Annotated in this window: 21 protein-coding genes and 1 tRNA gene; 9 read left to right on the top strand and 13 right to left on the bottom strand. The window is 71.1% G+C overall.

Going from position 1 to position 24485, the window contains the following annotated elements:
- Positions 1 to 27: 27 nt before the first annotated feature.
- Positions 28 to 3336, top strand: a complete 3309-nt coding sequence (locus IE278_RS22375; RefSeq protein ID WP_189775066.1) for a S41 family peptidase — start codon at positions 28 to 30, stop codon at positions 3334 to 3336.
- A gap of 314 nt (positions 3337 to 3650) precedes the next feature.
- On the opposite strand, the gene IE278_RS22370 is transcribed toward IE278_RS22375, so the two are convergent.
- The 4 genes from IE278_RS22370 to IE278_RS22355 form a co-directional block, all read right to left on the bottom strand.
- The gene (locus IE278_RS22370) at positions 3651 to 3878 is read right to left on the bottom strand and encodes a hypothetical protein (RefSeq protein WP_189774979.1); all 228 of its coding nucleotides are present in this window, start codon (positions 3876 to 3878) and stop codon (positions 3651 to 3653) included.
- A gap of 81 nt (positions 3879 to 3959) precedes the next feature.
- Positions 3960 to 4850, bottom strand: coding sequence for an SDR family oxidoreductase (locus tag IE278_RS22365; protein WP_189774977.1), 891 nt, complete (start codon positions 4848 to 4850; stop codon positions 3960 to 3962).
- Positions 4847 to 5773 carry an alpha/beta fold hydrolase gene (locus IE278_RS22360; RefSeq protein ID WP_189774975.1) on the bottom strand — a complete coding sequence of 309 codons (927 nt, stop codon included), beginning with the start codon at positions 5771 to 5773 and terminating at the stop codon, positions 4847 to 4849. The genes IE278_RS22365 and IE278_RS22360 overlap by 4 nt, the downstream gene beginning before the upstream one ends.
- Positions 5770 to 7338: a flavin-containing monooxygenase gene (locus tag IE278_RS22355; protein ID WP_189774974.1), complete on the bottom strand. Its 1569-nt coding sequence runs from the start codon at positions 7336 to 7338 to the stop codon at positions 5770 to 5772. Before IE278_RS22355 ends, IE278_RS22360 begins: the two co-directional genes overlap by 4 nt.
- 155 nt (positions 7339 to 7493) lie before the next feature.
- Between IE278_RS22355 and IE278_RS22350 the strand changes: the two genes are divergently transcribed.
- Positions 7494 to 8117, top strand: a complete 624-nt coding sequence (locus IE278_RS22350; protein ID WP_189775065.1) for a MerR family transcriptional regulator — start codon at positions 7494 to 7496, stop codon at positions 8115 to 8117.
- 149 nt (positions 8118 to 8266) lie between these two features.
- Here IE278_RS22350 and IE278_RS22345 read toward each other — a convergent pair whose 3' ends face one another.
- The gene (locus IE278_RS22345) at positions 8267 to 9136 is read right to left on the bottom strand and encodes an exodeoxyribonuclease III (RefSeq protein WP_189774971.1); all 870 of its coding nucleotides are present in this window, start codon (positions 9134 to 9136) and stop codon (positions 8267 to 8269) included.
- A gap of 59 nt (positions 9137 to 9195) precedes the next feature.
- Between IE278_RS22345 and IE278_RS22340 the strand changes: the two genes are divergently transcribed.
- Both IE278_RS22340 and IE278_RS22335 read left to right on the top strand, forming a co-directional pair.
- Entirely contained in the window at positions 9196 to 9672 is a 477-nt protein-coding gene (locus tag IE278_RS22340) for a GNAT family N-acetyltransferase (RefSeq protein WP_189774969.1), read from the top strand.
- A gap of 7 nt (positions 9673 to 9679) precedes the next feature.
- The gene (locus IE278_RS22335; RefSeq protein ID WP_189774967.1) at positions 9680 to 9988 is read left to right on the top strand and encodes a hypothetical protein; all 309 of its coding nucleotides are present in this window, start codon (positions 9680 to 9682) and stop codon (positions 9986 to 9988) included.
- 91 nt (positions 9989 to 10079) lie between these two features.
- On the opposite strand, the gene IE278_RS22330 is transcribed toward IE278_RS22335, so the two are convergent.
- The 7 genes from IE278_RS22330 to galU form a co-directional block, all read right to left on the bottom strand.
- Positions 10080 to 10153, bottom strand: a tRNA-Ala gene (locus IE278_RS22330).
- A gap of 108 nt (positions 10154 to 10261) precedes the next feature.
- Positions 10262 to 11683: a divisome protein SepX/GlpR gene (sepX, locus tag IE278_RS22325; RefSeq protein ID WP_189774965.1), complete on the bottom strand. Its 1422-nt coding sequence runs from the start codon at positions 11681 to 11683 to the stop codon at positions 10262 to 10264.
- 177 nt (positions 11684 to 11860) lie between these two features.
- Positions 11861 to 12490 (bottom strand): GNAT family N-acetyltransferase, encoded by a 630-nt coding sequence (locus IE278_RS22320; protein ID WP_246570523.1) that lies wholly within the window; start codon positions 12488 to 12490, stop codon positions 11861 to 11863.
- A gap of 26 nt (positions 12491 to 12516) precedes the next feature.
- On the bottom strand, positions 12517 to 13119 hold the full coding sequence (locus IE278_RS22315) for a MogA/MoaB family molybdenum cofactor biosynthesis protein (protein WP_189774963.1): 603 nt from the start codon (positions 13117 to 13119) through the stop codon (positions 12517 to 12519).
- Positions 13116 to 13595 (bottom strand): cyclic pyranopterin monophosphate synthase MoaC, encoded by a 480-nt coding sequence (gene moaC / locus IE278_RS22310; RefSeq protein ID WP_189774961.1) that lies wholly within the window; start codon positions 13593 to 13595, stop codon positions 13116 to 13118. The genes IE278_RS22315 and moaC overlap by 4 nt, the downstream gene beginning before the upstream one ends.
- A gap of 73 nt (positions 13596 to 13668) precedes the next feature.
- Entirely contained in the window at positions 13669 to 14991 is a 1323-nt protein-coding gene (glp, locus tag IE278_RS22305; protein WP_189774959.1) for a molybdotransferase-like divisome protein Glp, read from the bottom strand.
- A 4-nt stretch (positions 14992 to 14995) separates the two neighbouring features.
- On the bottom strand, positions 14996 to 15898 hold the full coding sequence (gene galU / locus IE278_RS22300) for a UTP--glucose-1-phosphate uridylyltransferase GalU (protein ID WP_189774957.1): 903 nt from the start codon (positions 15896 to 15898) through the stop codon (positions 14996 to 14998).
- A 94-nt stretch (positions 15899 to 15992) separates the two neighbouring features.
- On the opposite strand from galU, the gene IE278_RS22295 reads away from it, so the two are divergent.
- Positions 15993 to 16607 carry a 5-formyltetrahydrofolate cyclo-ligase gene (locus IE278_RS22295; RefSeq protein ID WP_189774955.1) on the top strand — a complete coding sequence of 205 codons (615 nt, stop codon included), beginning with the start codon at positions 15993 to 15995 and terminating at the stop codon, positions 16605 to 16607.
- A 70-nt stretch (positions 16608 to 16677) separates the two neighbouring features.
- Here the strand turns inward: IE278_RS22295 and IE278_RS22290 are convergent, their stop codons facing one another.
- The gene (locus tag IE278_RS22290) at positions 16678 to 19476 is read right to left on the bottom strand and encodes a penicillin acylase family protein (protein WP_189774953.1); all 2799 of its coding nucleotides are present in this window, start codon (positions 19474 to 19476) and stop codon (positions 16678 to 16680) included.
- 232 nt (positions 19477 to 19708) lie between these two features.
- Here IE278_RS22290 and IE278_RS22285 point away from each other — a divergent pair, with 232 nt between their 5' ends.
- The 4 genes from IE278_RS22285 (at position 19709) to IE278_RS22270 (ending at position 24315) form a co-directional block, all read left to right on the top strand.
- Positions 19709 to 21250: a potassium/proton antiporter gene (locus tag IE278_RS22285; RefSeq protein WP_189775063.1), complete on the top strand. Its 1542-nt coding sequence runs from the start codon at positions 19709 to 19711 to the stop codon at positions 21248 to 21250.
- 338 nt (positions 21251 to 21588) lie between these two features.
- Entirely contained in the window at positions 21589 to 22950 is a 1362-nt protein-coding gene (locus IE278_RS22280; protein ID WP_189774951.1) for an MFS transporter, read from the top strand.
- A gap of 69 nt (positions 22951 to 23019) precedes the next feature.
- Positions 23020 to 23364, top strand: coding sequence for an FmdB family zinc ribbon protein (locus tag IE278_RS22275; protein WP_189774949.1), 345 nt, complete (start codon positions 23020 to 23022; stop codon positions 23362 to 23364).
- 108 nt (positions 23365 to 23472) lie between these two features.
- Positions 23473 to 24315: an S-methyl-5'-thioadenosine phosphorylase gene (locus IE278_RS22270; RefSeq protein ID WP_189774947.1), complete on the top strand. Its 843-nt coding sequence runs from the start codon at positions 23473 to 23475 to the stop codon at positions 24313 to 24315.
- Positions 24316 to 24485 lie beyond the last annotated feature (170 nt).

Genomic DNA, 24485 nt, shown 5'->3' with positions numbered 1-24485 from the left:
GGCAACGGCGGCGGTTGCCCCTCCTACCTGCGGTTTCCGCATCTCAGTGGGGACCGGCTCTGCTTCGTGGCTGAGGACGATCTCTGGGTGGCACCCCTCGGCGGGCCCGGCCGCGCCTGGCGGGTGACCGTCGACCGGACCAAGGTGAGCCACCCGCGCTTCTCCCTCGACGGGCGGCACCTCGCGTACACGACCTGGCGCAGTCTCGTCCCCGAGATCCATCTCGCCCCGGTCGACGGCGGCCCGGCCCGGCGGCTCACCTACTGGGGCAACGCCGACACCCAGGTCTGCGGCTGGTCGCCCCCCGACGCCGAGGGCAACTGCGACATCCTCGCCGTCGCCTCGCACGGCGAGCCCTTCTCCTACTTCACCTGGGCCTACAGCGTGCCGATCGGCGGCGGCCCCGGCCGCAAGCTCCCCTGGGGCCCGGTCTCCGACCTCGCGGTCGCGGACTTCGACGGTGAGCGCAGGACGCTGCTCCTCACCGGTACGCCCCCGCACGAGCCCGCCGCCTGGAAGCGCTACCGCGGTGGCGCCACCGGGCGGCTCTGGCTGCACGGGCAGCGCCTCCTCGCCGACCTCGACGGGCATCTGGACTCGCCGATGTTCGTCGGTGACCGGATCGCCTTCCTCTCCGACCACGAGGGCGTCGGCAACCTGTACTCGTGTCTGCACGACGGTTCCGGCCTGCGGCGCCACACCGACCACGACTCCTTCTACGCCCGGCACGCGTCCAGCGACGGCACCCGGGTCGTCTACCAGTGCGCGGGCGATGTGTGGATCGTCGACGATCTGGCCGCGGACGCCCGGCCCCGCCGTCTCGACGTCCGGCTCGGCGGGCCCCGCGCGGGGCGTCGCCCCTACCAGGTGCCGGCCGCCCAGCACGTCGACGGGATCTCCGTGGACGAGACGGGCCGGGCCGGCGCGGTCGTCGTCCGCGGCAGCCTGTACTGGCTCACGCACCGCGACGGCCCGGCCCGCACCATCGCCGACACCCCGGGCGTCCGCGTCCGGCTGCCGGAGATGCTCGGCTCCGGCGGGCAGGTGGCGTACGTGACCGACGCGGAGGGCGAGGACGCCGTCGAGATCGCTTATCTGCCCCGCGCGACGGGCGCGCGCGAGCCCCGCCGGCTGGCCGCCGGAAAACTGGGCCGCGTCCAGGAACTCGTCTCCGACCCGCAGGGCGACCGGCTCGCGATCGCCTCGCACGACGGCCGCCTGCTGCTGATCACAGTGAAAGGGGAGGAGGAGAGTGAGGGGGAGGGCGAGGAAGCGGGCGCGGCGGGCGCATCCGATGCCGGTGCGGTGGTCACGGAACTCGTCCGGTCCGTCAACGGGCCCGTGCGCGACCTCGCCTTCTCCCCCGACGGGACCTGGCTGACCTGGTCGCACCCGGGTATCGGCCGCACGCTCCGCCAGATCAAGCTGGCGCGGATCGAGGGGCCGGGCGCCCGCACGGTCGTCGACGTCACCAACGGCCGCTTCGAGGACGAGAACCCGGTCTTCACCCGGGACGGCCGCTTCCTCGCCTTCCTCTCCTGGCGCGGCTTCGACCCGGTGTACGACGTCCACACCGGCGACCTCTCCTTCCCGCTGGGCTGCCGCCCGTACCTCGTACCGCTGTCCTCGGCGACGCCGTCCCCGTTCGCGCTGACCCCCGAGGGCCGTCCGGCGGCGGGGGGTCTGGACGACGAGGGAAGCGGCGACGAGGGCGCGGGCGGCGGCACGGTGACCGTGGAGACCGAAGGGCTGGAGAGCCGGGTGACGCCGTTCCCTGTCACTGCCTCCAAGTACTCGGCGCTGTACCCGGTCGCGGGCGGCGGCCTCGTCTGGCTGCGCTGGCCGATCTCGGGGGCGCTCGGCGAGACGTTCGCGAACCCGGACGACACCAGCGGCAGGCCGACCCTGGAGTACTTCAACATCTCCAAGGCGAAGAAGTCCGAACTCGTCGAGCACCTCGACTGGTTCGCGCCCAGCGGCGACGGCAGCCGGCTCGTCGTGGTCGACGAGGGCGAGCTGCGGGCCGTCCCGTCCACCGAGTCCGGCGACGGCGACTCGACCGTCTGGATCGACCTGCGCCGCATCCTGCACGAGGCCGACCCGGCCGCGGAGTGGCGCCAGGCGTACGCCGAGGCGGGCCGTCTCATCCACGCGCACTTCTGGGAACCCGGCATGTGCGGCATCGACTGGCCGGGCATCCTGGACCAGTACCGTCCGCTGGTCGAACGGGTCGCGTCCCCCGACGAGTTCGCGGACCTGCTCCGCGAGGTACTGGGCGAACTGGGCACCTCGCACGCGTACGTGGTCGCCGCACGACGCAACGAAGGACCCCCGCACTATCAGCGGCCGCAGGGGCTGCTCGGCGCCAACTTCGTGTGCAGGGACGGTGATTGGATCGTCAAGCGCATCCTCCCCGGGGACTCCTCCGACTCCAAGGCGCGTTCCCCGCTGGCCGGTACGGGCATCCGCGAGGGCGCGCGGCTCACCCATGTGGACGGCCGCCCGGTGGATCCGGTCACCGGTCCGTTCCCGCTGCTCGCGGGGGCGGGCGGTACGACGGTGGAGCTGACGTTCGCCCCGGCGGAGGGCTCGGGGAGCACCGGGTGTTCGCGCCGGGTCGCGGTGGTCCCCCTCGTCGACGAACGGCCCCTGCGCTACCAGGACTGGGTGGCCAAACGCCGTGAGGTGGTACGGGAGCTGAGCGGCGGCCGGTGCGGCTATCTGCACATCCCCGACATGGGCGGCTCCGGCTGGGCCCAGTTCAACCGCGACCTGCGGATGGAGGTGTCACGGCCCGCGCTCATCGTCGACGTACGCGGCAACGCGGGCGGCCACATCAGCGAGCTGGTCATCGAGAAACTCACCCGTACGATCATGGGCTGGGACCTGACCCGCGACGCGCAGCCGGTGTCGTACATGTCCAACGCCCCGCGCGGGCCCGTGGTCGCGCTGGCCGACGAGATGACGTCGTCGGACGGGGACATGATCACGGCGGCCTTCAAACTGCTCGGGCTGGGGCCGGTGGTGGGGCAGCGCACATGGGGTGGGGTGGTCGGGATGACCGGGCGCCATGTGCTGGGTGACGGGTCGGTCATCACGGTTCCGATGAACGCGGCGTGGTTCGACGCGTACGGGTGGTCCGTGGAGAACCACGGCATCACGCCTGACCTGGAGGTCCTTCGCACGCCGCTGGACTGGGCGGAGGGCCGCCACGCCCAGTTGGACGACGCGGTCCGCCTTGCCCTGGACCTGCTGGCCCTCCACCCGGCGGCCACACCCCCGCCTTACACCAACCTCCCGAACCGCTCCCGCCCCCGGCTACCGCCCCGACGCTGACGGGCGTCGCCCGGCGGGGGACGCCCCCGGCTGTCGCACCGTGACGCGCGCCGCCCGGCGGCCGCCTCCGGCGGGAGTGGCAGGACTGACCGAGGTGTGTACGGCCCGCCGCGCCGTCGTGGTCGTCGCGCAGTTCCCCGCGCCCCTGAAAGCCCGGGCCGGGGCCCCGTCAGGGGCGCGGGGAACTGCGCAACCAGCCACGACGCGACCGCAGCCGACAACGAAACGTCGCCGACGGCAGCAAAAAGCGTGGGGCGCCCCAGAGAAGAGGGCGCCCCACGTCAATTCCGGCCAAGGCCGAACAAGGCGGTGGCTCAGACGTCGAACTCGTCGAGCCGCTCCCGCGCGCCTTCAGGCGAACGCCGCTCCGGCCGCTCACGGTCCGGACGCTCGCGGTCCGGACGCTCCCGCTCGGCGGGCCGCTCACGCTCCGGCATCTGCTGCCCACGCTCGCTCGCCTGGTCGCGACGCTCGTTGAGCCGCTGCTTCGCGTTGCGCTGAAGCTCTTCGGTCTTGTCCTGGAACTGGTCCTTCATGGCCATGAGGTTCACTCCCGTTTTTGGGTGAGGGGATCGGGCCTCGACCAGCGTGACACGCCCGGACATCAGACGCATTTCGGACAGTCACGGTCGGTGACGCACCGTGTTCCGACCCGCCTCGTCAGCCTCCCCACCTGCACCGACGAGCCCCGTACCGACGCTCCCCAGCCGTGCACCGAACCGCTTCATCTCCCGCTGCCCGACCGTTCCGATGAGCGCGGGAAGATATCCTCGTACGCCCTGCATGCCCCGCAGCCACCACTGCCCGTACACATGGCTGGAGCGGCGCTCGATCCCCGCCACGATCCGGTCGACGGCAGGACCCAGCGGGTACGTCTTGTTGGCGGGCCACGGCAGCCGCTGGCGCAGCTCCCGCATGACGTCGTCCTGGTCGGCCCCGCGCACCATGTCGGTGTCGGTCCAGGAGAGGTACCCGACCCCGACGCGTACGCCCTGGTACCCGACCTCGGCGCGCAGGCTGTGCGCGTACGCCTCGACGCCCGACTTGGACGCCGTGTACGCGGTCATCATCGGCGCGGGCGTGATCGCGGCGAGCGAGGCGATCTGCAGCAGATAACCGCGGCTCTCCATGAGGGCGGGCAGGAAGGCCCGCGCGGTGACGGCCGATCCGATGAGGTTGACCTCGATGACCCGCCGCCAGGCGACCGGGTCGGAGTCGACGAACGGCCCGCCGTTGGCGACCCCGGCGTTGGCGACGACGATGTCGACCTTCCCGAACCGCGCCTTCACCTCCCGCGCGACCTCCGCCATCGCCTCGTGGTCGGTGACGTCGGCGTGCCAGTACCCGCTCTCGCCGTGCAGCCGCTCGGAGACGGCCTTCAGCTCCTCGGGCTCCAGGCCGACGAGCGCGACGGTGGCGCCCCGGGCGGAGAGTTTGCGGGCGAGGAGTTCCCCGACCCCTCGCGCGGCCCCCGTGACGACGGCGACCTGTCCTTGAAGTCCGACCCTGCTCATGCGCCCTCCTTGATCACTGCGTATGTGGCGACGAGTTCCCGTATCCGGGTGGTGACGAGGTCGGGTGCCTCGATGGGGGTCATGTGCCCGATCCCGGGCAGCTCGGTGGAGCCCACGCAGTTCGGCAGCGCGGCGACCAGGGAGCGGGCGTGCACGGCGGGCGTCAGCCGGTCGGCCGTCCCCACGACGACCGCGGTGGGCACGCGCAACTCCCTTACCGCGTGGTCGAGATCGAGCAGGTCGAGCACCTTCGACCAGGAGTACCGCACCTGCCGGGGACACGCGTGCACGATCCGCGCGCACGCCTCGACCATGGCCGGCGCCGAACCGGGCCCCATGGTCCCGTACTTGAGGATCCGCCGGGCGAGCGGTGTGACCGGCCCGAGCGGCGCCCGCGACCCGAGGATCTGCTTGGTGAGCCAGGTACGCGCCCGTCCGGCCCGCATCGGCAGCACCAGCGACTCGGCGACCAGCCGTGAACTGCCCGTGCTGCACAGGAGTACGGCGGCGGCGTGCTCCCGGAACCCGGCCCGCTCGGACGCGGCGATGAGTGTCATCCCGCCCATGGAGTGCCCGACGAGGACGGCCTTCTCGCCCGGTGCGAGGGTGGCCGCGAGCACCGCCTCCAGGTCGTCGGCGAGCCCGTCCGTGCTGCACGCGGGACTCGCGGGGCTGCGTCCGTGCCCGCGCTGGTCGTAGACGATCACCCGGTGGTCGGCGGCGAGGTCCTGGATCTGCGCCGCCCAGAAGGCGGTCGAGCACGTCCAGCCGTGCGCGAGCACCACCGCGGGGGCGGTGGGGTCGTCCACGGCTCCGTGCACCTCGACGTGCAGCCGTGCCCCGTCGGCGGAGACCGCCGTCAGCTCGCGCGCGGGAACGGGCGGCGCGTAGGGGCCGGAAGCCTCGCGCGTCAGTCGGCTCATGCGTCTGCCTCGGCTTTCTTCTTCGTAGGGCGGTGTGCGGGGTGCGCGACGGACGCCGGTTCCGGTTCCGCTGTCGGGGCCGGTACGGGGGCCGGGGCCCGCAGCAGGTCGTACTCCGCCAGGTCCACGTGCCTGGTCGCGCCGCGGAACTCGGTGGTGGTGCCCGGCCAGACCGTCGTGTTGACGCCGTTCTCGTCGAGGTACCAGCTGTTGCAGCCGCCGGTGGACCAGACCGTGCGCTCCATGCGCTTCTGGACGCGGTCGTTCCAGGCGTCGACCGCGGCGGGGCGGGCGTCGAGGGCGGCCCGGCCGCCGAGCACGTCCAGCTGCCGTACGTAGTCGGCCAGGTAGTTCAGCTGGGACTCGATCATCAGGATCATGCTGGAGTTCCCGAGGCCCGTGTTGGGGCCGATGATCGTCATCCAGTTGGGGAACCCGGCGGCGGTCGCGCCCCGCAGCGACCTCATGCCCGACTCCGACCACGCCTCGGCGAGCGTTCTGCCCTCCGCGCCGACGACCCGGTCGGCTATGGGCATGTCGGTGACATGGAAGCCCGTACCGAAGACGATCGCGTCGACCTCGGCCTCGCTGCCGTCGGCGGCGACGACCGTGGAGCCGCGGACCTCGCGGAGTCCGCTCGCGACCACGTCCACGTTGGGCTGCGCGAGGGCCGGATAGTACGTACTGGAGAGCAGGATGCGCTTGCAGCCGATGCGGTAGGACGGGATGAGCTTGGCCCGCAGGCCCGGGTCCTTGATGGCCCGGAACATGTTCCGCTTGGCGATCTGCTCGACCAGGCCCAGCTCGTTCGGACGCTTCGTGAACGCCTGGACCTGCAACTCCCGGATGCCCCACAGCAGTCCGCGCCGCAGCCGGGCCGTGACGGGCAGCGTCCGGTGCAGCAGGCGCTCGGCGCCGCTGACGGCCCGGTCGACGCGCGGCATCACCCAGGGCGGGGTGCGCTGGAAGAGGGTGAGCTTCGCGACGTCGGGCTGGATCGCCGGCACGATCTGGATGGCCGAGGCCCCCGTGCCGATCATCGCGACCCGCTTGCCGCGCAGGTCGTAGTCGTGGTCCCAGCGCGCCGAGTGGAAGACCTTGCCGGGGAAGGTGTCGAGCCCGGGCACGTCCGGCACCTTGGGGTCGGAGAGCGGCCCGGTGGCGGACACGACGAGGTCGGCGGTGAGGGTCCCGCTACTGGTCTCGATCACCCAGCGCAGCCGCTCGCCGTCCCAGGTCATCAGCTTGACCTCGGAGTTCAGCCGCAGATGCGGCCGCAGTCCGAAGACGTCGGTGACGTGCTCCAGGTAGGCGCGGATGTGTTCCTGCCCGGAGAAGGTGCGGGGCCAGTCGGGGTGGGGCGCGAAGGAGAACGAGTAGAGGTGGGACGGCACGTCGCAGGCGCAGCCGGGGTAGCTGTTGTCCCGCCAGGTCCCGCCCACGCTGTCGGCCCGTTCCAGGACGACGAAGTCGGTGACGCCCTCGCGGCGCAACCGCACGGCGGCTCCCAGCCCGCCGAAACCGGAGCCGATCACCGCCACCCGTACATGTTCGTGCTCGGCCATCCCGATGCCTCCATGCCACGTACGACCGCGCCAGTGAACACTGGCACAATGGGGAGACTAGAACAGCTCCGTACTGATGGGTAGGGGTTGCACGCAGGAAAGTTACCGGCGGTACGACATAGGGTGCCGATGTGGCGGACAAGCGGGAGTACCGAATGGAGGAGCTGGCCCAGAAGGCCGGCATCACCGTGCGCACCCTGCGCTTCTACCGGGAGCGGAAGCTGATACCGCCACCGCGCCGCGAGGGCCGCATCGCCTGGTACGACGAGGACCACCTCGCCCGGCTGCGCACGATCGCCGCCCTCCTGGAGCGCGGCCACACCCTCAGCGGCATCGCGGAACTGGCCGAGGCGTTCGACCACGGCCGTGACGTGGGCGAACTGCTCGGCCTCGGCGCGCCCACCGAGGAGACCCCGGTCCGCCTCTCCCCCGAGGAACTCGCCGACGTCTTCGCGGGCCAGGCCACCTCGGAGAACCTCGCCGCGTCCCTGGACCTCGGCTACCTCGCCACCGACGGCTCGGACATCGTCCACATCAGCCGCCGGCTCCTGGAGACCTCGGCGGCCCTGGTCCGCGAGGGCATCCCGCTCGCGGACATCCTCTCGGCCGCCCGCCGCGTACGCGAACACGCCGACGCGCTGGCCGAGTTGTTCACCGACGTGGTCCTGACCGCCGACCGCACCCCGGAGGACCTCCAACGCCTGCGCCCCCTGGCGAAGAGCGTGGTGGAGGCGGAGCTTTCGATGGCGCTGGACCGCCGCCTGCAGAAGCGGCCGTAGGCGCCTCGGGCACCCTCGGCCGTCATGGCCTCCACGAGCGCGCCGCGCGGGTGATCGGCCGCGTCCCGCCGATGATCGGCCGCGCCGCGCCGGTCATCGGTCGCGTCGCGCGGGTGGTCGGCCGCGCCCCGCCGGTCATCGGCCGCGCGTCACCTGTCGTAGACCACGGTCACCGGCGCGTGGTCGGACCAGCGCTCCCCGTGGGTCGCCGCCCGCTCCACGAAGGCCTTGACGGCCCGGGCCGCGAGTCCGGGCGTGCAGACCTGGTAGTCGATCCGCCATCCCGAGTCGTTGTCGAAGGCCCGCCCGCGGTAGGACCACCACGAGTACGGCCCGTCCACGTCGGGATGGAGCGCGCGCACGACATCCACGTACCCGCCCCCGCCCGCGCCCCCGTTGCCATCCCCGTCCCGGTCCCCGTCCTTCGCCGCGTCGTCGAAGACCCGGCCCAGCCACGCCCGTTCCTCCGGCAGGAAGCCGGAGTTCTTCTGGTTGGCCCGCCAGTTCTTGAGGTCGGCCGGCTGGTGGGCGATGTTCCAGTCGCCGCACACGACGACCTCGCGCCCCTCGGCGGCGGCGCGCGTACGCAGCCCCTTCAGATAGGGGAGGAACTCGTCCATGAACCGGATCTTCTCGTCCTGCCGCTCGGTCCCGACCTCACCCGAGGGCAGGTAGAGGCTGGCGACGGTGACGCCGGGCAGGTCGGCCTCGACATAGCGCCCGCTGCCGTCGAACTCGGCCGACCCGAAGCCGACCTGGACGCGGTCGGGCTCGCGGCGTGTGTAGAGGGAGACGCCGGCCCGCCCCTTCGCGGCGGCGGGCGCGTGCACGACATGCCATCCGTCGGGCTGCCGTACACCCGCCGGGAGCTGCTCGGGCTCGGCCCGTACCTCCTGGAGGCACAGGACGTCGGCGGAGGTCTCCGCCAGCCACTCCACGAAGCCCTTCTTGGCGGCGGCCCGGAGCCCGTTTACATTCACAGAGGTCACAGTGAGCACCCGGGCACGATACCGGCACACTGGACGAGCACAGCGCACCCCTCCAGTCCCGCCTACTGCATAGAAGTACGATACTCAGCATGGATATACGTCCGGTCGCCTTCGACCATCCCGACGCCGTCAAGCTCAACGACGAGGTGCAGGCGGAGTACGCCGTGCGCTACGGCGACGAGGGCGATGTCACCCCGCTCGACCCGACGATGTTCGAGCCGCCGCTCGGCCTCTACCTGATCGCGTACGACGCCGAGGACAGGCCCGTGGCCACCGGCGGCTGGCGCACCCAGGACGAGAACGACGAGGGCTACTCGGACGGCGACGCCGAGCTGAAGCGCATGTTCGTGATCGAGGGGGCCCGCGGCAACGGCCTCGCCCGCCGCATCCTGGGGGCCCTGGAGGCCGACGCCCGGGCGGCGGGCCGCACCCGCATGGTCCTGGAGACCGGCAACAAGCAGCCCGAGGCCATCGCCCTGTACGCGTCCAGCGGCTACGAGCCCTGCGTCAAGTTCGGCCACTACCGCTTCCACGAGGACAGCCGCTGCTTCGCGAAGCGTCTGTAATCGGACGATGTCGCGATCAGTGGACGGGCACACCGCCGACCCGTGCCCCCGGTGCTCCGTGGAGGCGGTCCGCCTGGGCCGCCCGCTGTCCGTCGGGGGACGCGACATGGTCGGCCACACCTGCGACCACTGCGCGCACACCTGGTCCCGCCCGGTGGAGACCGACGTGGAGGTCTACGACATCGTCAGGGTGGACCTGCCGCACGCCACGCTCTACGGCACCGTCTGGCAGGTCCAGACCGACCGCATCCAGGTACGCGGCTCGGGCGGCGAGTGGCTGCGCTGGGTGGAGCGCTGGAGAGTCATCATCTACTGACACCGCCGCACCCCCACACACCGAAGGGCACGCTCAAAGACACACCAAAGAACCCCCGCCGGATCTCCCCGGCGGGGGTTCTGAGCTGCGGTGGACCTGTGGGGATTTGAACCCCAGACCCCCTCGATGCGAACGAGGTGCGCTACCAGACTGCGCCACAGGCCCTTGCAACGAGTGAAACTCTAGCATCCCGATCCGGGTGCTTGGAAATCCGTTCCCGGTGGCTCTCCCGCTGGTCAGGGGCAGGGCCTCCGGGGGCGTTCTGAGGTGTCGTCACTCGTTGGCGGCGCGCGGCCGGTCGCCGTCCTCGTACTGGTCGAAGAGCGGCGTGCGGCCCCGTTCGCGGGCCCGGCGGGCCGAGGCCGCGCGGCGGGCGTCCGCGGCGCTGTCGGAGGTGTCGCCGCAGTCGTCCCCGTCGTCGGCGTCGGACTCGCCCAGCTCCTCCCGCGCCTCGGCCGCCCCCGCTGCGTCGGCCGCCGTGCGGTCCGCGTTCGGCTCGGCCGTGCTGGACCGGGCCGAGCTCCACGCGTCGGGCGCGCCCAGGTCGACGTCGGACGTCGCCCGCGGGGCGACCGGCGCCGTCACGTACGTCGGCAGGGGCACCGGCACCGGGTCCCAGCTCTCGCCGCGGGCGGGGCCGTTGCGGCGCTCGCGCTGCTGGTCGACCCACTCCGCGTGATCGGTCTGCTCGACGAGGGCACGGCGGTCGGCGGCGAGCGCCGACACACCGGGATCCGTGTCGGGCTCGGGTCCGTCCTCCGGCTCGTCGGCGGCGCCCGGGTCGGCCGGGGGCCGCCGGCGCGGCTGGCGCTCGCGCAGCCGCTGCGCCGCGGCCTCGGCGTGCCTGCGGTCCATCACATAGGTGAAGCGCCGACGCTCCTGGGAGCGCAGATACGCGATGTAGATGCTCAGCATCACGGCGGGCACCCCGGGCGCCCACAGGAACGCGAGTCCGCCGACGGCCGCGACGATCGCGCCGAGCGTGAAGGCGATGAAGAGCATGACGGTCGTACGCCGTCGGCGCGCGAGCACCTTCGAGCGCCGGGCCCGGGCTGCGGCCTCCGCCGCGGCCGCCCGGCGCGCGGGGGACGACCCGGCCGAACCGTTCGACGTGTTGGACCCGTTCGACGCCTTGGACGCCTTCGAGCCGTTCGCCGACGGCTTGGTGGCCTGCTGGGGCACGGGCCGGCCGCCCGTCGCGCGCCCCTGCTTCGGCGCCGCGTGGGTCCCGGACTGGGACTGGGCGCCGGGCTTGGGGGCCGTCGCGGCCGCCTGCCGTGCCGCCTGCCTGGCTTCTTGTTCCGACGCCTGCCTCGACGCCTGTCTGGAAGCCTGCTGCGCCTGCGCCTGGGCCTGCTGCGCCTCGGAACGCGCGTCGCGCGCGTCCCGCGCCTCGTCGACGTTCGCCCGTACTTCACGGCGCGTCGGAGGCATGGCGAAGGCCCGGACGTCCACCGAGTCGGTGACGCCGTCCGGGTCGGCGCGGTGCTCCCCCTCTTCGGCGGAGCGCGCCTGCAGGTCCTTGGCGTATCGGCGCTCCATACCCGCTCGTCCGGACAGAAGCCGGATGGCGGTGCTGAAGCGTTCCGTCGGACGGGCCTCATTCAGCTCGTCCTGCCTACGGAGCCACATCGGCACCAAGTAGGCGGCCCAGGCCCCGACAATGACTGCGTAGATGAGGCCGCTGCTGCTCACGCCTCACACGGTAGAGGGGTTTGCATGAGGCCATCTGCCAATTGAGCCGGTGTGTCGCACGATCTGGCTGATATTTCGAGCTTTTTTTGTGACCGATGCGATCAGCAGGCTGCCGAGAGCACGAAATTAATGCCCGAGGATGGTCGATCCCCGATCATTTTCGAACACCTATTTCATTTACGCGGTGTTCCGGGGTGTGTCCCGTGGTGAGTTTTCGGACGCGTTCCTCGTGCGTGTCCGGCGCCAGCGGGCCAGCAGTCCTTCGGGGATCTCCTCGGCCGTGAGGGCGAAGACGAGGTGGTCGCGCCAGGCTCCGTCGATGTGGAGATATCGCGGACGGAGACCTTCGTCACGGAATCCGAGTTTCTCCACGACCCGTCGGCTGGGTCCGTTCTCGGGCCGAATGCAGACCTCGATGCGGTGCAGACCAACGGTTCGGAAGCAGTGGTCGGACACAAGCGCCACGGCCGTCGGCATCACTCCGCGTCCGGCGACCGCCTCGTCCACCCAGTAGCCGATATGGCCCGAACACATGGAGCCCCAGGTGATTCCGGCAACCGTCAGCTGTCCGACGAGCCGCCCCTGGTACTCGATGACGAACGGCAGCATCCGTCCCGCGTTCGCCTCGGCGCGCAGATGCCGGACCATCTGCCGGTACGTCGGCCGGTGGGCGATCGGCCCGCTGGGCGTGGGCGGCGGGATGGTCGCCTCCCAGGGGCGCAGCCAGTCCCGGTTGCGCCGGTTGACGTCACGCCAGGCTCGCTGGTCGCGCAGCTTTATGGGCCTGAGGACCACATCGCCGTGCACCAGCTCGACCGGCCAGGATGGGCTGTTCAGCTCGCACCCCCACTGCCGCTGGGTCTGGGGTGGTCGCCGCCGCGGAGCTGGTCGACGGCGTGGATCAGGAGGGGTTCGAGGACGGCCAGACCGTCCTTGACCCCGCCGGTGGAACCCGGCAGGTTCACGATCAGCGTCCCCTGCGCGACCCCGGCGAGGCCCCGGGAGAGCGCCGCCGTGGGCACCTTCTCCCGTCCGAACGCCCTGATGGCCTCGGGAATGCCCGGCACCTCGTACGCGATCACCTTCCGCGTGGCCTCCGGGGTGCGGTCGGTGGGTGAGATGCCGGTGCCGCCGGTGGTCACGATGACGTCGTAGCCCGCTGTGACACCCGTCCGCAGCGCGTTCTCGACCGGGTCGCCGTCGGGCACCGCCCAGGGGCCGTCGACGGCGAAGCCGAACCTCGCGAGCCCCTCCGCGATCAGGGGCCCGCCCCTGTCCTCGTAGACACCCGCCGCCGCGCGGTTCGAGGCCGTCACGACGAGCGCGCTGTACGGGGCGGTCAGCGCGGCACCGATCGGCGGCCCGGCCGGCTCCGCCGGGGTCTGGCCGGACGGGTGGGACTGGGGGGACTCGGGGGTCTGGGGCGCGCCCGTCATGGCCGGCTCCAGTCGCCCGACTTGCCGCCCGTCTTCTCCTCCACGCGCACGTCCGTGATGACCGCCCCCTTGTCGACCGCCTTGACCATGTCGATCACGGTCAGAGCCGCCACGGTGACCGCGGTGAGGGCCTCCATCTCGACGCCCGTGCGGTCGGTGGTCTTCACGGTGGCCAGGATCTCGACGGCGTCGTCCGCGACCGACAGGTCAAGCTTGACACCCGACACCGACAACGGGTGGCAGAGCGGGATCAGATCCGGTGTGCGCTTGGCGCCCATGATGCCCGCGATCCGCGCCGTGGCGAGGGCGTCGCCCTTGGGCACCCCCTCGCCGCGCAGCAGCTCGATCACGCGGGGCGAGACCAGGACGCGGCCGCTCGCGCGGGCGGTGCGTGCCGTCACGTCCTTCTCGGACACGTCGACCATGCGGGCGGCACCCGCCTCGTCGATGTGGGTCAGTCTGTCCTGCGTACTCATGCCGTACTCATGCTGTGGCGGCGCTCCCGGTCGTGCCTGTCGTGCGCGACACGGTACCCCCAACTCGGAGCCCTCAGCCCAGGAGGACCACGTCGACCTCGGTGCCGGGCTCCACGGACTCGACGGTCTCCGGGACGACGATCAGCGCGTCGGCGTGCGCGAGGGCCGCGATCAGATGGGATCCGGCGCCGCCGACGGGCGTCACTTCCCCGTCCGCGTACCGGCCGCGCAGGAATTGACGGCGGCCTGCGGGCGAGGTGAGTGCCTTGTCCGTGCGGAGCGTCGCCCTGGTGGTGGGCCGGTGGACGTCGTCCAGGCCCGCCAGGGTGCGGATCGCGGGGCGCACGAACAGTTCGAAGGACACGTACGAGGAGACGGGGTTGCCCGGGAGGGCGAGCAGCGGGGTGTGGTCGGGGCCGATGGTGCCGAAGCCCTGGGGTTTGCCGGGCTGCATGGCGAGCTTGCGGAACTCGATGCCGCCGCCCGCCTCGTCCTCGTCGCCGACCGAGGAGAGCGCCTCCTTGACGACGTCGTACGCGCCGACGCTGACGCCGCCCGTGGTGACCACGATGTCGGCGCGGATGAGCTGGTCCTCGATGGTGGCACGGAGCGTCTCGGCGTCGTCGGCGACGGCGCCCACCCGGTAGGCGATCGCTCCGGCGTCCCGGGCCGCGGCGCACAGCGCGTAGCTGTTGGAGTCGTAGATCTGGCCGGACTCCAACTCGCCGTCGGGCTGGACGAGTTCACTGCCGGTGGACATGACCACCACGCGCGGGCGGGGCCGGACGCGGACGGTCCCCCGGCCGATCGCGGCGAGGAGTCCGATCTGCGGCGGGCCGAGGACGGTGCCCGCGGCCAGGGCGCGGTCGCCGGCCTTCACATCGCTGCCCTTCGCGCGTACGTGCGCGCGTGCTCCCGCCGGGCGGTGGACGTGCACCTGTCCTGAGGCGCCCTCGGGGGACGAGCTGCGGGCGCGCATCCCGGAGACGGGGCCCTCGCCGAGGCCGCCGTCGGTCCACTCCACGGGGACGACCGCCTCGGCGCCGGGCGGCAGCGGGGCGCCCGTCATGATGCGGGCGGTCTGTCCTGGACCCACGTGGAGCAGTTCGGACTGGCCCGCCGCGACGTCGCCGACGACCGTGAGGACCGCCGGGTACTCCTCGCTGGCGCCCGCGACATCGGCGACCCTGACCGCGTACCCGTCCATCGAGCTGTTGTCGAAGGGCGGCAGGGACACCGGCACCATCACGTCCTCGACCAGGACACAGCCCTGGGCGTCGAGGATCTGCAGCTGGATGGGGTCCAGGGGCCGCACGGTCGCGAGGATGTCCTCCAGGTGCTCGGTCACCGACCAGAGGTGGTCCTGGCCGGTGGCACGGGTCGCGGCGGTGCTCAAATTGCTACATCTCCTCGGTGACGTAACTGCGAAGCCAGGTCCGGAAGTCCGGGCCCAGGTCTTCACGTTCGCACGCGAGTCGGACAATGGCACGCAGGTAGTCCCCGCGGTCACCGGTGTCATAGCGGCGGCCCTTGAAGACGACGCCGTGCACGGGGCCGCCGATCTTCTCGTCGTCCGCGAGCTGCTGGAGGGCGTCGGTGAGCTGGATCTCGCCGCCGCGGCCGGGCTCGGTCGTGCGGAGTATGTCGAAGACGTGCGGGTCGAGGACGTAGCGGCCGATGATCGCGTAGTTGCTGGGGGCGTCCGCCGGGTCGGGCTTCTCGACGAGGCCGGTCACCTTGACGACGTCGGCGTCCTCGGTGACCTCGACGGCCGCGCAGCCGTAGAGGTGGATCTGCTCGGGCTCGACCTCCATGAGCGCGATGACGCTGCCGCCGTACTGCTCGTGGACGTCGACCATGCGCTTGAGCAGCGGGTCGCGCGGGTCGATCAGGTCGTCGCCGAGGAGGACGGCGAAGGGCTCGTGGCCGACGTGCGGCGCGGCGCACAGCACGGCGTGGCCGAGGCCCTTGGGGTCGCCCTGGCGGACGTAGTGCATGGTGGCGAGGTCGCTTGACTCCTGCACCTTGGCGAGCCGGCCGGCGTCACCCTTCTTCTGAAGGGCCGACTCCAGCTCGTAGTTGCGGTCGAAGTGGTCCTCCAGCGGGCGCTTGTTGCGGCCCGTGATCATGAGGACGTCATCGAGGCCGGCGGACGCGGCTTCCTCGACCACGTACTGGATCGCCGGCTTGTCCACGACCGGCAGCATCTCCTTGGGAGTGGCCTTGGTGGCCGGCAGGAACCGGGTGCCGAGACCTGCTGCGGGGATGACAGCCTTGCTGATCCTTGGGTGCGACTGAGTCATGCCCGACACCATATCCGGTGCCTTTGTAGTGAATCTGTGGCTCCGGTTAATTCGCTCTCATATGAGCGCATTATGAAGGGTACGGGACAAGTCTATGAGCCACCTGAGACCTGAAGAGGACTCTGGCAAGCGTGCGTTGCGGCGGGGGATCCTCATGGTGAGGAACAGGTTGACGGCCGATGACGTGGGGGAAACGGAGGCCGCGCTCGCGGCCCGCGCGCTGGAACTGCCCGAACTGGCGCGTGCGCGCACGGTGGCGGCGTACGTCTCCGTGGGGAGCGAACCGGGCACCCGCGCGCTCCTCGACGCGCTGCACGCGCGCGGTGTGCACGTCCTGCTCCCCGTGCTCCTCGCCGACAACGACCTCGACTGGGGCACCTACGACGGCCCTGACTCGCTCGTGTCCGTCCAGCTCGGGGGCAGGATGACCCTCCTGGAGCCCGCGGGCGGGCGCCTGGGCCCTGAGGGCGTGCTCGGCGCCGACGCCGTGCTGCTGCCGGGGCTGGCCGTGGACGGGCGCGGGATGCGGCTCGGCCGCGGCGGCGGCTCGTACGACCGGGTGCTCGCGCGACTGGAGCGGGCGGGCGCGGGTCCGGCCCTGGTGGTGCTGCTGTACGACTCCGAAGTGGTGGGCCACGTACCCGAGGAGCCGCACGACCGGCCGGTGCACGCAGCGGTGACGCCGTCGGGGGTGCGCCGCTTCCGCTGACCCGGCCGGAACACCGAGTACGTGAAAGGGCCCTCCACGCGCGCGTGGAGGGCCCTTTCACCGCTGCGTGTCAGGGTTGCAGCACGAGCGTGTCCGACGTGGCCTTCTCCACGGCCCGGTCCGTGGAGACCCACGGGAGCAGTTCGCCCTTGACCCACTTGCTCGTCTGGTCGATGTAGTGGGCGCTGTACGCGTGGCCGGAGGCCCCGGTCAGGTTGATCCACCTGGACTTGTCGAAGTTGTCGAGGTTCACCACCATGCGCATCGACGGCACCCAGACCACCGAGTAGCCGCCCGCCGCGTTCCAGCCGGTGGCGTTCACCGCGGCCTCGCCGCCGCCCATGTTGTACGGGCCGCGGTTGAGCATGTACTGGAGGAAACCGGGGCCTTCGGTACCGAGGGTCTGGTTCTTCAGGTACAGCCGGTGCAGCCGGCCCCAGCTCCAGGTGTCCAGGTCCTTGCCGAGCTTGGCGGTCAGCTCCCAGCGGGCGTCCGCGAGGGCCCGCCCGAAGAGCTCGTCACGGGTGTCGGCGGCCTTGTCGTTGCGCGTCCTGGGCGTCGACCACCAGTCGTTGTCCTCGTCGTCGAGGATCTTGCGCACCACCTCGAACCAGCGGTCACCGCCGTCCGGCTGCGCGCTGTCCGCGTCACGCTGGCCGCACTCGCGCACCTTGTCGTCCTCGTCGTCCACCGGGGTGGTGGAGTCGGCCGGTTCGACGTACAGGCACTGGCCCTTGACCCGCAGCTCCTTGGGGAGCTTGTTGCCGAAGGCGAGCTTGAGGATGTTGCGCCAGGTCGCGTTGAAGTACGCGGCGGCGGCCGAGTCGGCGTCCTGGGTGTAGTTCCAGCCCTCCAGGAGCTTCTGCGCCTCACGGACGTCCTTGTCGGCCACGTCGATCTTGAGCAGCTTGGGCACCAGCAGCTTGGCGATCTCGCTGCTGTTGTCGAGCTGCATCTGGCGCATGTCGTCCGTGGAGACCTTGCCGCCGTTCTTGATCTTCGACGCGATGAGGTCGGAGATCCGCTGGCTGCGGGTGCCGTAACCCCAGTCCGTGGTGAGCGTGTAGGGGTACTTGTCCTTGTCGACCACGGCCTGGTTGGCGGTCACGATGTAACCGCGCTTCGGGTTGTACTCGTTGGGCAGCTCGTCCTGGTCGATGTAGCTCTTCCAGCGGTACTTGGAGTCCCAGCCGGGCGAGGGGAGCGAGCCGTCGCCCTCGCCGCGGATCGGGATCCGGCCGGGCAGCTGGTAGCCGATGTTGTCCTCGCGGTCCGCGTAGACGAGGTTCTGCGAGGGGACGTCGAACAGGGTGGCCGCCTTGCGGAACGACGTCCAGTCGGTGGCCTTGTTGATCGCGAAGACGGCGTCCATCGAGGTGCCCGGGTCCAGCGCGGTCCACCGCAGGGCGATGCCGTAGCCGTCGCCGCGGTCGGGGGCGGCGCTGTCGACCCCGGCCTTCTTGCCGACCTTCACGAGCTCGTCGTCACGGTCGGACAGCAGCGGTCCGTTGTTGGTCTCCCGGACGACGATGGTCTTGCTCGTACCGCCCGCGACGTCGATCTTCTCCTTGCGGGTGGTGAAGGGCAGCACCTTGTCGTCGTACTCGTAGCCGTCCCCGGTGAGCTTCTCCAGGTACAGGTCGGTGACGTCGGCGCCCGAGTTCGTCATGCCCCAGGCGATCTCCTTGTTGTGGCCGATGACCACACCGGGCATGCCCGCGAAGGTGTACCCGGAGACGTCGTACTGGCACTTCTCGGAGAGGCTCTTGCAGTGCAGGCCCATCTGGTACCAGACCGACGGCAGCGAGGGCGACAGGTGCGGGTCGTTGGCCAGCAGGGGCTTGCCGCTGATGGTGTGGTCGCCGCCGACGACCCAGGAGTTGGAGCCGATGCCGTTGCCGTTCACTCCGACGGCCTCGGGGACGTCGTCGAGCACGCTGTAGAGGCCCGACAGCTGGCTCTCCAGCCCCGCGGGCGCCTCGGTGCCGTTCGTGAGGCCACTGCCCGCCGCGGACTGCGTACCACCGGTGCCCGTGCCCGTGCCCGTGCCGGCACCCGTGCCTGTTCCTGTGCCCGTGCTGCTCTGCGAGTACTCGCCGGTGAGGGAGTCGTACTGGCCCTCCTGCACGATCGGCTTGTTCCGGTCGTACGGGTACTCCGGGTACAGGTCGGCGATCTGCTTCGGGCCGAGCCTGCTGGTCATCAGGGAGCGGTCGATCTCGTCCTGCATGTTGCCGCGCAGGTCCCAGGCCATCGCCTTGAGCCAGGCCACGGAGTCGACCGGGGTCCACTCCTTGGGCTTGTAGTCGTTGGTGAAGCCAAGGGCCGCGTACTCCAGGGAGATGTCCGCGCCGTCCTTGCCCTTCAGGTAGGCGTTGACCCCCTTGGCGTACGCCTGGAGATACTTCTTGGTCTCCGCCGACAGCTTGCTCTTGTACTCCTTCTCCGCCACCCGTTCCCAGCCGAGCGTGCGCAGGAACTCGTCGTTGTCGACCTGGCTCTTGCCGAACATCTCGGAGAGCTTGCCGGCCGTCATGTGGCGGCGGACGTCCATCTCGTAGAACCGGTCCTGCGCCTGGACGAAGCCCTGCGCCATGAACAGGTCCTCGTCGGTCGAGGCGTAGACCTGCGGGATGCCGTAGCCGTCCCGCTTGACGTCCACGGGCCCCGACAGGCCGTCGAGGGTGATGGAACCCTTGGTCTGCGGGAAGGAGGCGCGGACGGTGCTGATGCTCCAGAAGGCCCCGTAGGCGACACCGCCGACAATGGCCAGAACCAGGATGATCAGGACCAGACGGGCTCTGCGCCCCTTCTTCCTGCCGGACTTGCCGGGCTTTTGACCGGAAGATGCGGTGGTGTTGGGGGGCATCGCTGTCCTTGCTGTCCTCACGCGAGCGGCAGACGGGCTTGTCCATTTGACTGAACGCTGGAGCAACCATAGGCGCAGGGCCAACCCCGGCTTGACGCGGTGTCGGGAACCCGTGCGGACGAAAGTTCGATCTTGCCCTGGCAAGTGTCAAGAAAGCGTCAAGAGTTAGGTAAGGTAACGAAGTAGTTGCGCTGCTAGAACCGATCGAACCCGAGCCACTCGGAACAGCAGGATCGGAACGACGAGAAGGGAACAGCCGCTGACTGTCCACCACCTCAACCAGCTCTTGCTCGTCTGCTCGCTCGTTCTGCTCGTCGCGGTGGCAGCGGTTCGGATCTCCTCGCGCAGCGGGCTCCCCAGCCTGCTCGTCTACCTGGGCATCGGCGTCGCCATGGGCCAGGACGGCATCGGCGACGTCCACTTCGACAACGCCGAACTGACCCAGGTCATCGGATACGCGGCCCTGGTCGTGATCCTCGCCGAGGGCGGGCTCGGCACGAAGTGGAAGGAGATCAAGCCGGGACTCCCGGCCGCCTCCTCCCTGGCGATCGTCGGGGTCTCGGTGAGCGTCGGCGTCACGGCGACGGCGGCCCACTACCTGATCGGGCTGGAGTGGCGGCAGGCGCTGATCATCGGCGCGGTGGTGTCCTCGACGGACGCGGCAGCTGTTTTCTCGGTCCTGCGGAAGGTGCCCCTCCCCTCGCGCGTGACGGGCATCCTGGAGGCCGAGTCGGGGTTCAACGACGCCCCGGTCGTCATCCTCGTCGTCGCGTTCTCCACGGCCGGTCCGGTGGACCACTGGTACCACCTGGTCGGCGAGATCGCGCTGGAGCTGGCCATCGGAGCGCTCATCGGGCTCGCGGTGGGCTTCCTGGGCGCGTACGGGCTGCGGCATGTGGCGCTTCCCGCCTCCGGCCTCTACCCGATCGCCGTCATGGCGATCGCGGTCACCGCGTACGCGGCCGGGGCGCTGGCCCACGGCAGCGGCTTCCTCGCCGTGTACCTGGCGGCGATGGTGCTCGGCAACGCGAAGCTGCCGCACTGGCCCGCCACCCGCGGCTTCGCCGACGGGCTCGGCTGGATCGCCCAGATCGGCATGTTCGTCCTGCTCGGCCTGCTCGTCACCCCGCACGAGATGGGCGACGACATCTGGCCGGCGCTCGTCATCGGGCTGGTGCTGACCATGGTGGCGCGACCACTGAGCGTCGTGCTGGCCCTGCTGCCGTTCCGGATGCGCTGGCAGGAACAGGCCCTGATGTCCTGGGCCGGACTGCGCGGCGCCGTGCCCATCATCCTGGCGACGATCCCCATGGTGAGCGGCATCGAGGAAAGCCGTCGCATCTTCAACATCGTCTTCGTCCTTGTCGTCGTCTACACCCTGGTCCAGGGGCCGACGCTCCCCTGGCTGGCCCGGACCCTGGGGCTGTCCACGTCCGACTCGGAGACCGCCGACCTGGGGATCGAGTCGGCGCCGCTGGAGCGGCTGCGCGGGCATCTGCTGTCCCTCGCCATCCCGGACGGGTCGAAGATGCACGGCGTCGAGATCAACGAACTGCGGCTGCCCGCGGGGGCCGCGGTCACGCTGGTCGTACGCGGTGGAGAATCGTTCGTCCCTCTGCCCACGACCGTGCTGCGGCGCGGCGACGAACTGCTCGTCGTGGCGACGGACCCCGTCCGGGACGCCGCCGAGCGGCGACTGCGCGCGGTCGGCCAGGGCGGCAAGCTGGCGGACTGGCTGGGGACCGGCGGGGATCGGGCCGAGGGCTGGGGCTGAGGCCCCGTCTTGAGGGGCGGGGCCGAGGGGTGGGGTCGGGGGCTGAGGTCAGGGGCTGGGGTTGAGGGTGCCCGCTGTCGGCTTGGCCGGAAAACCCAGGCCTCGGGCTTGAAGGTGCTGGTTTTCACAGGTGTGGCCTGCGTGAGCCCTGTATCATCAAGGCACACCTGATCGAACCAACTCTGCCTGACGCAGTGCTGGCGCGACCGTATGGCGGCCGCGGCGCCCCTCTCAGTGGGCGGCCCGGTATCTACCGCAGTTCCGCGCAAGAGGACAGCTCTCGGCGCCCCGCGCCCCGCCACAGGGGCCGCGCTACCAGGCGGCAGAAAGGCACGGCCGTGGCATCCACGGTCACCAAGGGGACCGGCGGTACGCCGGATTCCACCGGAACCCCGGCCTCCACCGGCACTCCGGTCTCCGCCCGCCCGGGATACGGGCAACTGCTGCGCACCCGCGGCGCCTGGACGTTCCTGCTCCCCGGCTTCGCCGCGCGCCAGCCGTTCGCGATGCTGACCATCTCCATCGTGCTGCTCGTGCAGCACACCACCGGCTCGTACGGGACCGCGGGCGCCGTCGCCGCCGTGACCGGTGTCGCCATGGCCCTGTTCGCGCCGTTCACCGGCCGTCTCGCCGACCGGCACGGCCAGCGGGCCGTACTGCTCCCCGGCGTCGTCGTCCACGCCCTGGCGGGCCTCTCCCTGACCGCGCTGGCGCTCGCGGACGCTCCCCTGTGGGCCCTGTTCGCCGCCGCCGTGCCGACCGGCGCCTCCGTGCCGCAGGTCGGGCCCATGGTCCGGGCCCGCTGGGGCACCAAGCTCCAGGGCTCGCCCCTCATGACGACCGCGGCGGCCTTCGAGTCCGTCACGGACGAACTGACCTTCGTGTTCGGCCCGCTCCTGGCGACCGCCCTGTGCACGGCCGTGGACCCGGCCGCGGGGCTGCTCACCGAAGCCGCGCTGACCTTGGTGGGCGGCCTGCTGTTCGCCGCCCAGCGGAGCACCCAGCCGCCCGTGGGGCTCCCGGTCGGCGCCGCGGGTGGCTCGGGGGCAGGTGACGGCGGGCACGCACGCGTGAAGGCCGTTTCCGCGCTGGCCGTCCCCGGGGTGCGGGTGCTGATCGTGGCCTTCCTCGGCATCGGTGCCGTCTTCGGCGGTATGCAGGTCTCGCTGGCCGCGTTCAGCGAGTCGATCGGCGAACCCGGCCTGAACGGCGTCCTGTACGGGACGTTCGCCGCGGGCAACATGCTCTCCGGCATCGTCTGCGGCGCGATCGCCTGGAAGGTGGCCCCGCGCCGCCGCCTCCTCATCGGGTACGCGGCCCTGGCGCTGACCGCCTCCGGGCTGTGGGCGGCGCAGTCCGTGGTCGTCCTCGCCGGGGTCGGTCTGGTCGTCGGCATGTGCATCGCGCCCGCCCTGATCACCGGCTACACGCTGGTCGAGGGGCTGGTGCCGGCGGGCGCCCGTACGGAGGCCTTCACCTGGCTGACCGGCGCGGTAGCCCTCGGCCAGGCGGCCGCCGTCATGATCGCCGGACAGCTGGAGGACCGCCTCTGGGACGGGGCCGGTTTCCTGGTCCCGATGGGCGGCACGCTGCTCGCTCTGGCGACCCTGGTGGGCCTGCGTTCGCGGCTCGCTCCGCCGGCCGTGAGCCGTACCGTCGCACGTGGCGTGGGTCACCGCGTGCCGGTGGCAGTGGACTGATCCCGAGGAATAGGTCAGTATGGACCGTCGTTAGCACTCACTGAGTGAGAGTGCCAGGAGGAAGACACAGTGCCGACCTACCAGTACCAGTGCACCGAGTGCGGCGAAGGCCTTGAGGCGGTGCAGAAGTTCACCGATGACGCCCTGACCGTGTGCCCCAACTGCAGTGGCCGCCTGAAGAAGGTGTACTCCGCAGTAGGCATCGTCTTCAAGGGCTCCGGTTTCTACCGCAACGACAGCCGCGGCTCGTCGTCGAGCAGCAGTCCTGCCTCGGCCTCGAAGTCCTCGGGCTCGTCGTCCGACTCGAAGCCGTCCAGTTCGTCGGACTCCAAGTCCTCGTCCTCGTCGGACTCGAAGTCGTCGTCGTCGAAGTCGTCGTCCACGAGTTCGTCCTCCGGCAGCAACGCCGCCTGACGCTTTCTCGCGCCTCGTTTCTTACGGGACCCTGTCGTCGCGCCTCCCGCGCACGGCGGGGTCCTCGGCGTTTCCCGGCCCCGTCCGGGCCCGGTTAGGGTGCCGTCCATGGCGAACACGGACAACGTCGAGATCGGCGTCATCGGCGGGTCGGGCTTCTACTCCTTCCTCGACGACGTGACCGAGATACAGGTGGACACCCCTTACGGGCCGCCCAGCGACTCCCTCTTCCTCGGCGAGATCGCCGGGCGCCGGGTCGCCTTCCTCCCCCGCCACGGGCGCGGGCATCATCTGCCGCCGCATCGCATCAACTACCGGGCCAACCTGTGGGCGCTGCGTTCCGTCGGCGCGCGGCAGGTGCTCGGGCCGTGCGCGGTGGGCGGGCTCCGCCCCGAGTACGGGCCCGGGACACTGCTGGTGCCGGACCAGTTCGTGGACCGTACGCAGTCCCGGGCGCAGTCGTTCTTCGACGGGGTGCCGCTGGCCGGTGGCGGAACGCCGAACGTGGTGCACGTGTCGCTGGCCGACCCCTACTGCCCCGTCGGGCGCGAGGTCGCGCTCGCGGCGGCACGGGGGCGGGAGTGGGAGGCGGTGGACGGCGGAACGCTCGTCGTGATCGAGGGCCCGCGGTTCTCGACCCGCGCGGAGTCGCTCTGGTACCGGGCGCAGGGGTGGTCCGTGGTGGGCATGACCGGGCATCCGGAGGCGGCGCTCGCCCGTGAACTGGAGCTCTGCTACACGTCGATGACCTTGGTCACGGATCTCGACGCGGGGGCCGCCGCGGGTGAGGGCGTCTCGCACGACGAGGTGCTGAAGGTGTTCGCCGCGAATGTGGGGCGGTTGCGGGGCGTGCTGTTCGACGCGGTGGCCGGGCTGCCGGCCGCTGATGCGCGGGACTGCACGTGTGCTTCGGCGTTGGGCGGGATGGATCCGGGGATTGCGTTGCCGTAAGGGCTCGCACTGCTGATGCCCCGGAGGGAGTTCTGGGCGTCGGTCGTGGGGGGCCGGAATCTCTCCTTCGGGTGGTGGGGTTTTCCACAAGTGCGCGGCTGTCCACGGGCGTCGGCGGGAATCCTGGCGAGCCTGCAGTCTGGGGGTCGAAACCGATCTCCGACCGCAGG

This window comes from Streptomyces tauricus (genome assembly GCF_014650955.1).
GTDB lineage: Bacteria > Actinomycetota > Actinomycetes > Streptomycetales > Streptomycetaceae > Streptomyces > Streptomyces tauricus.
Note: the sequence above shows the minus strand (reverse complement) of the source record. Positions and strands in the feature narration are given on the sequence as shown.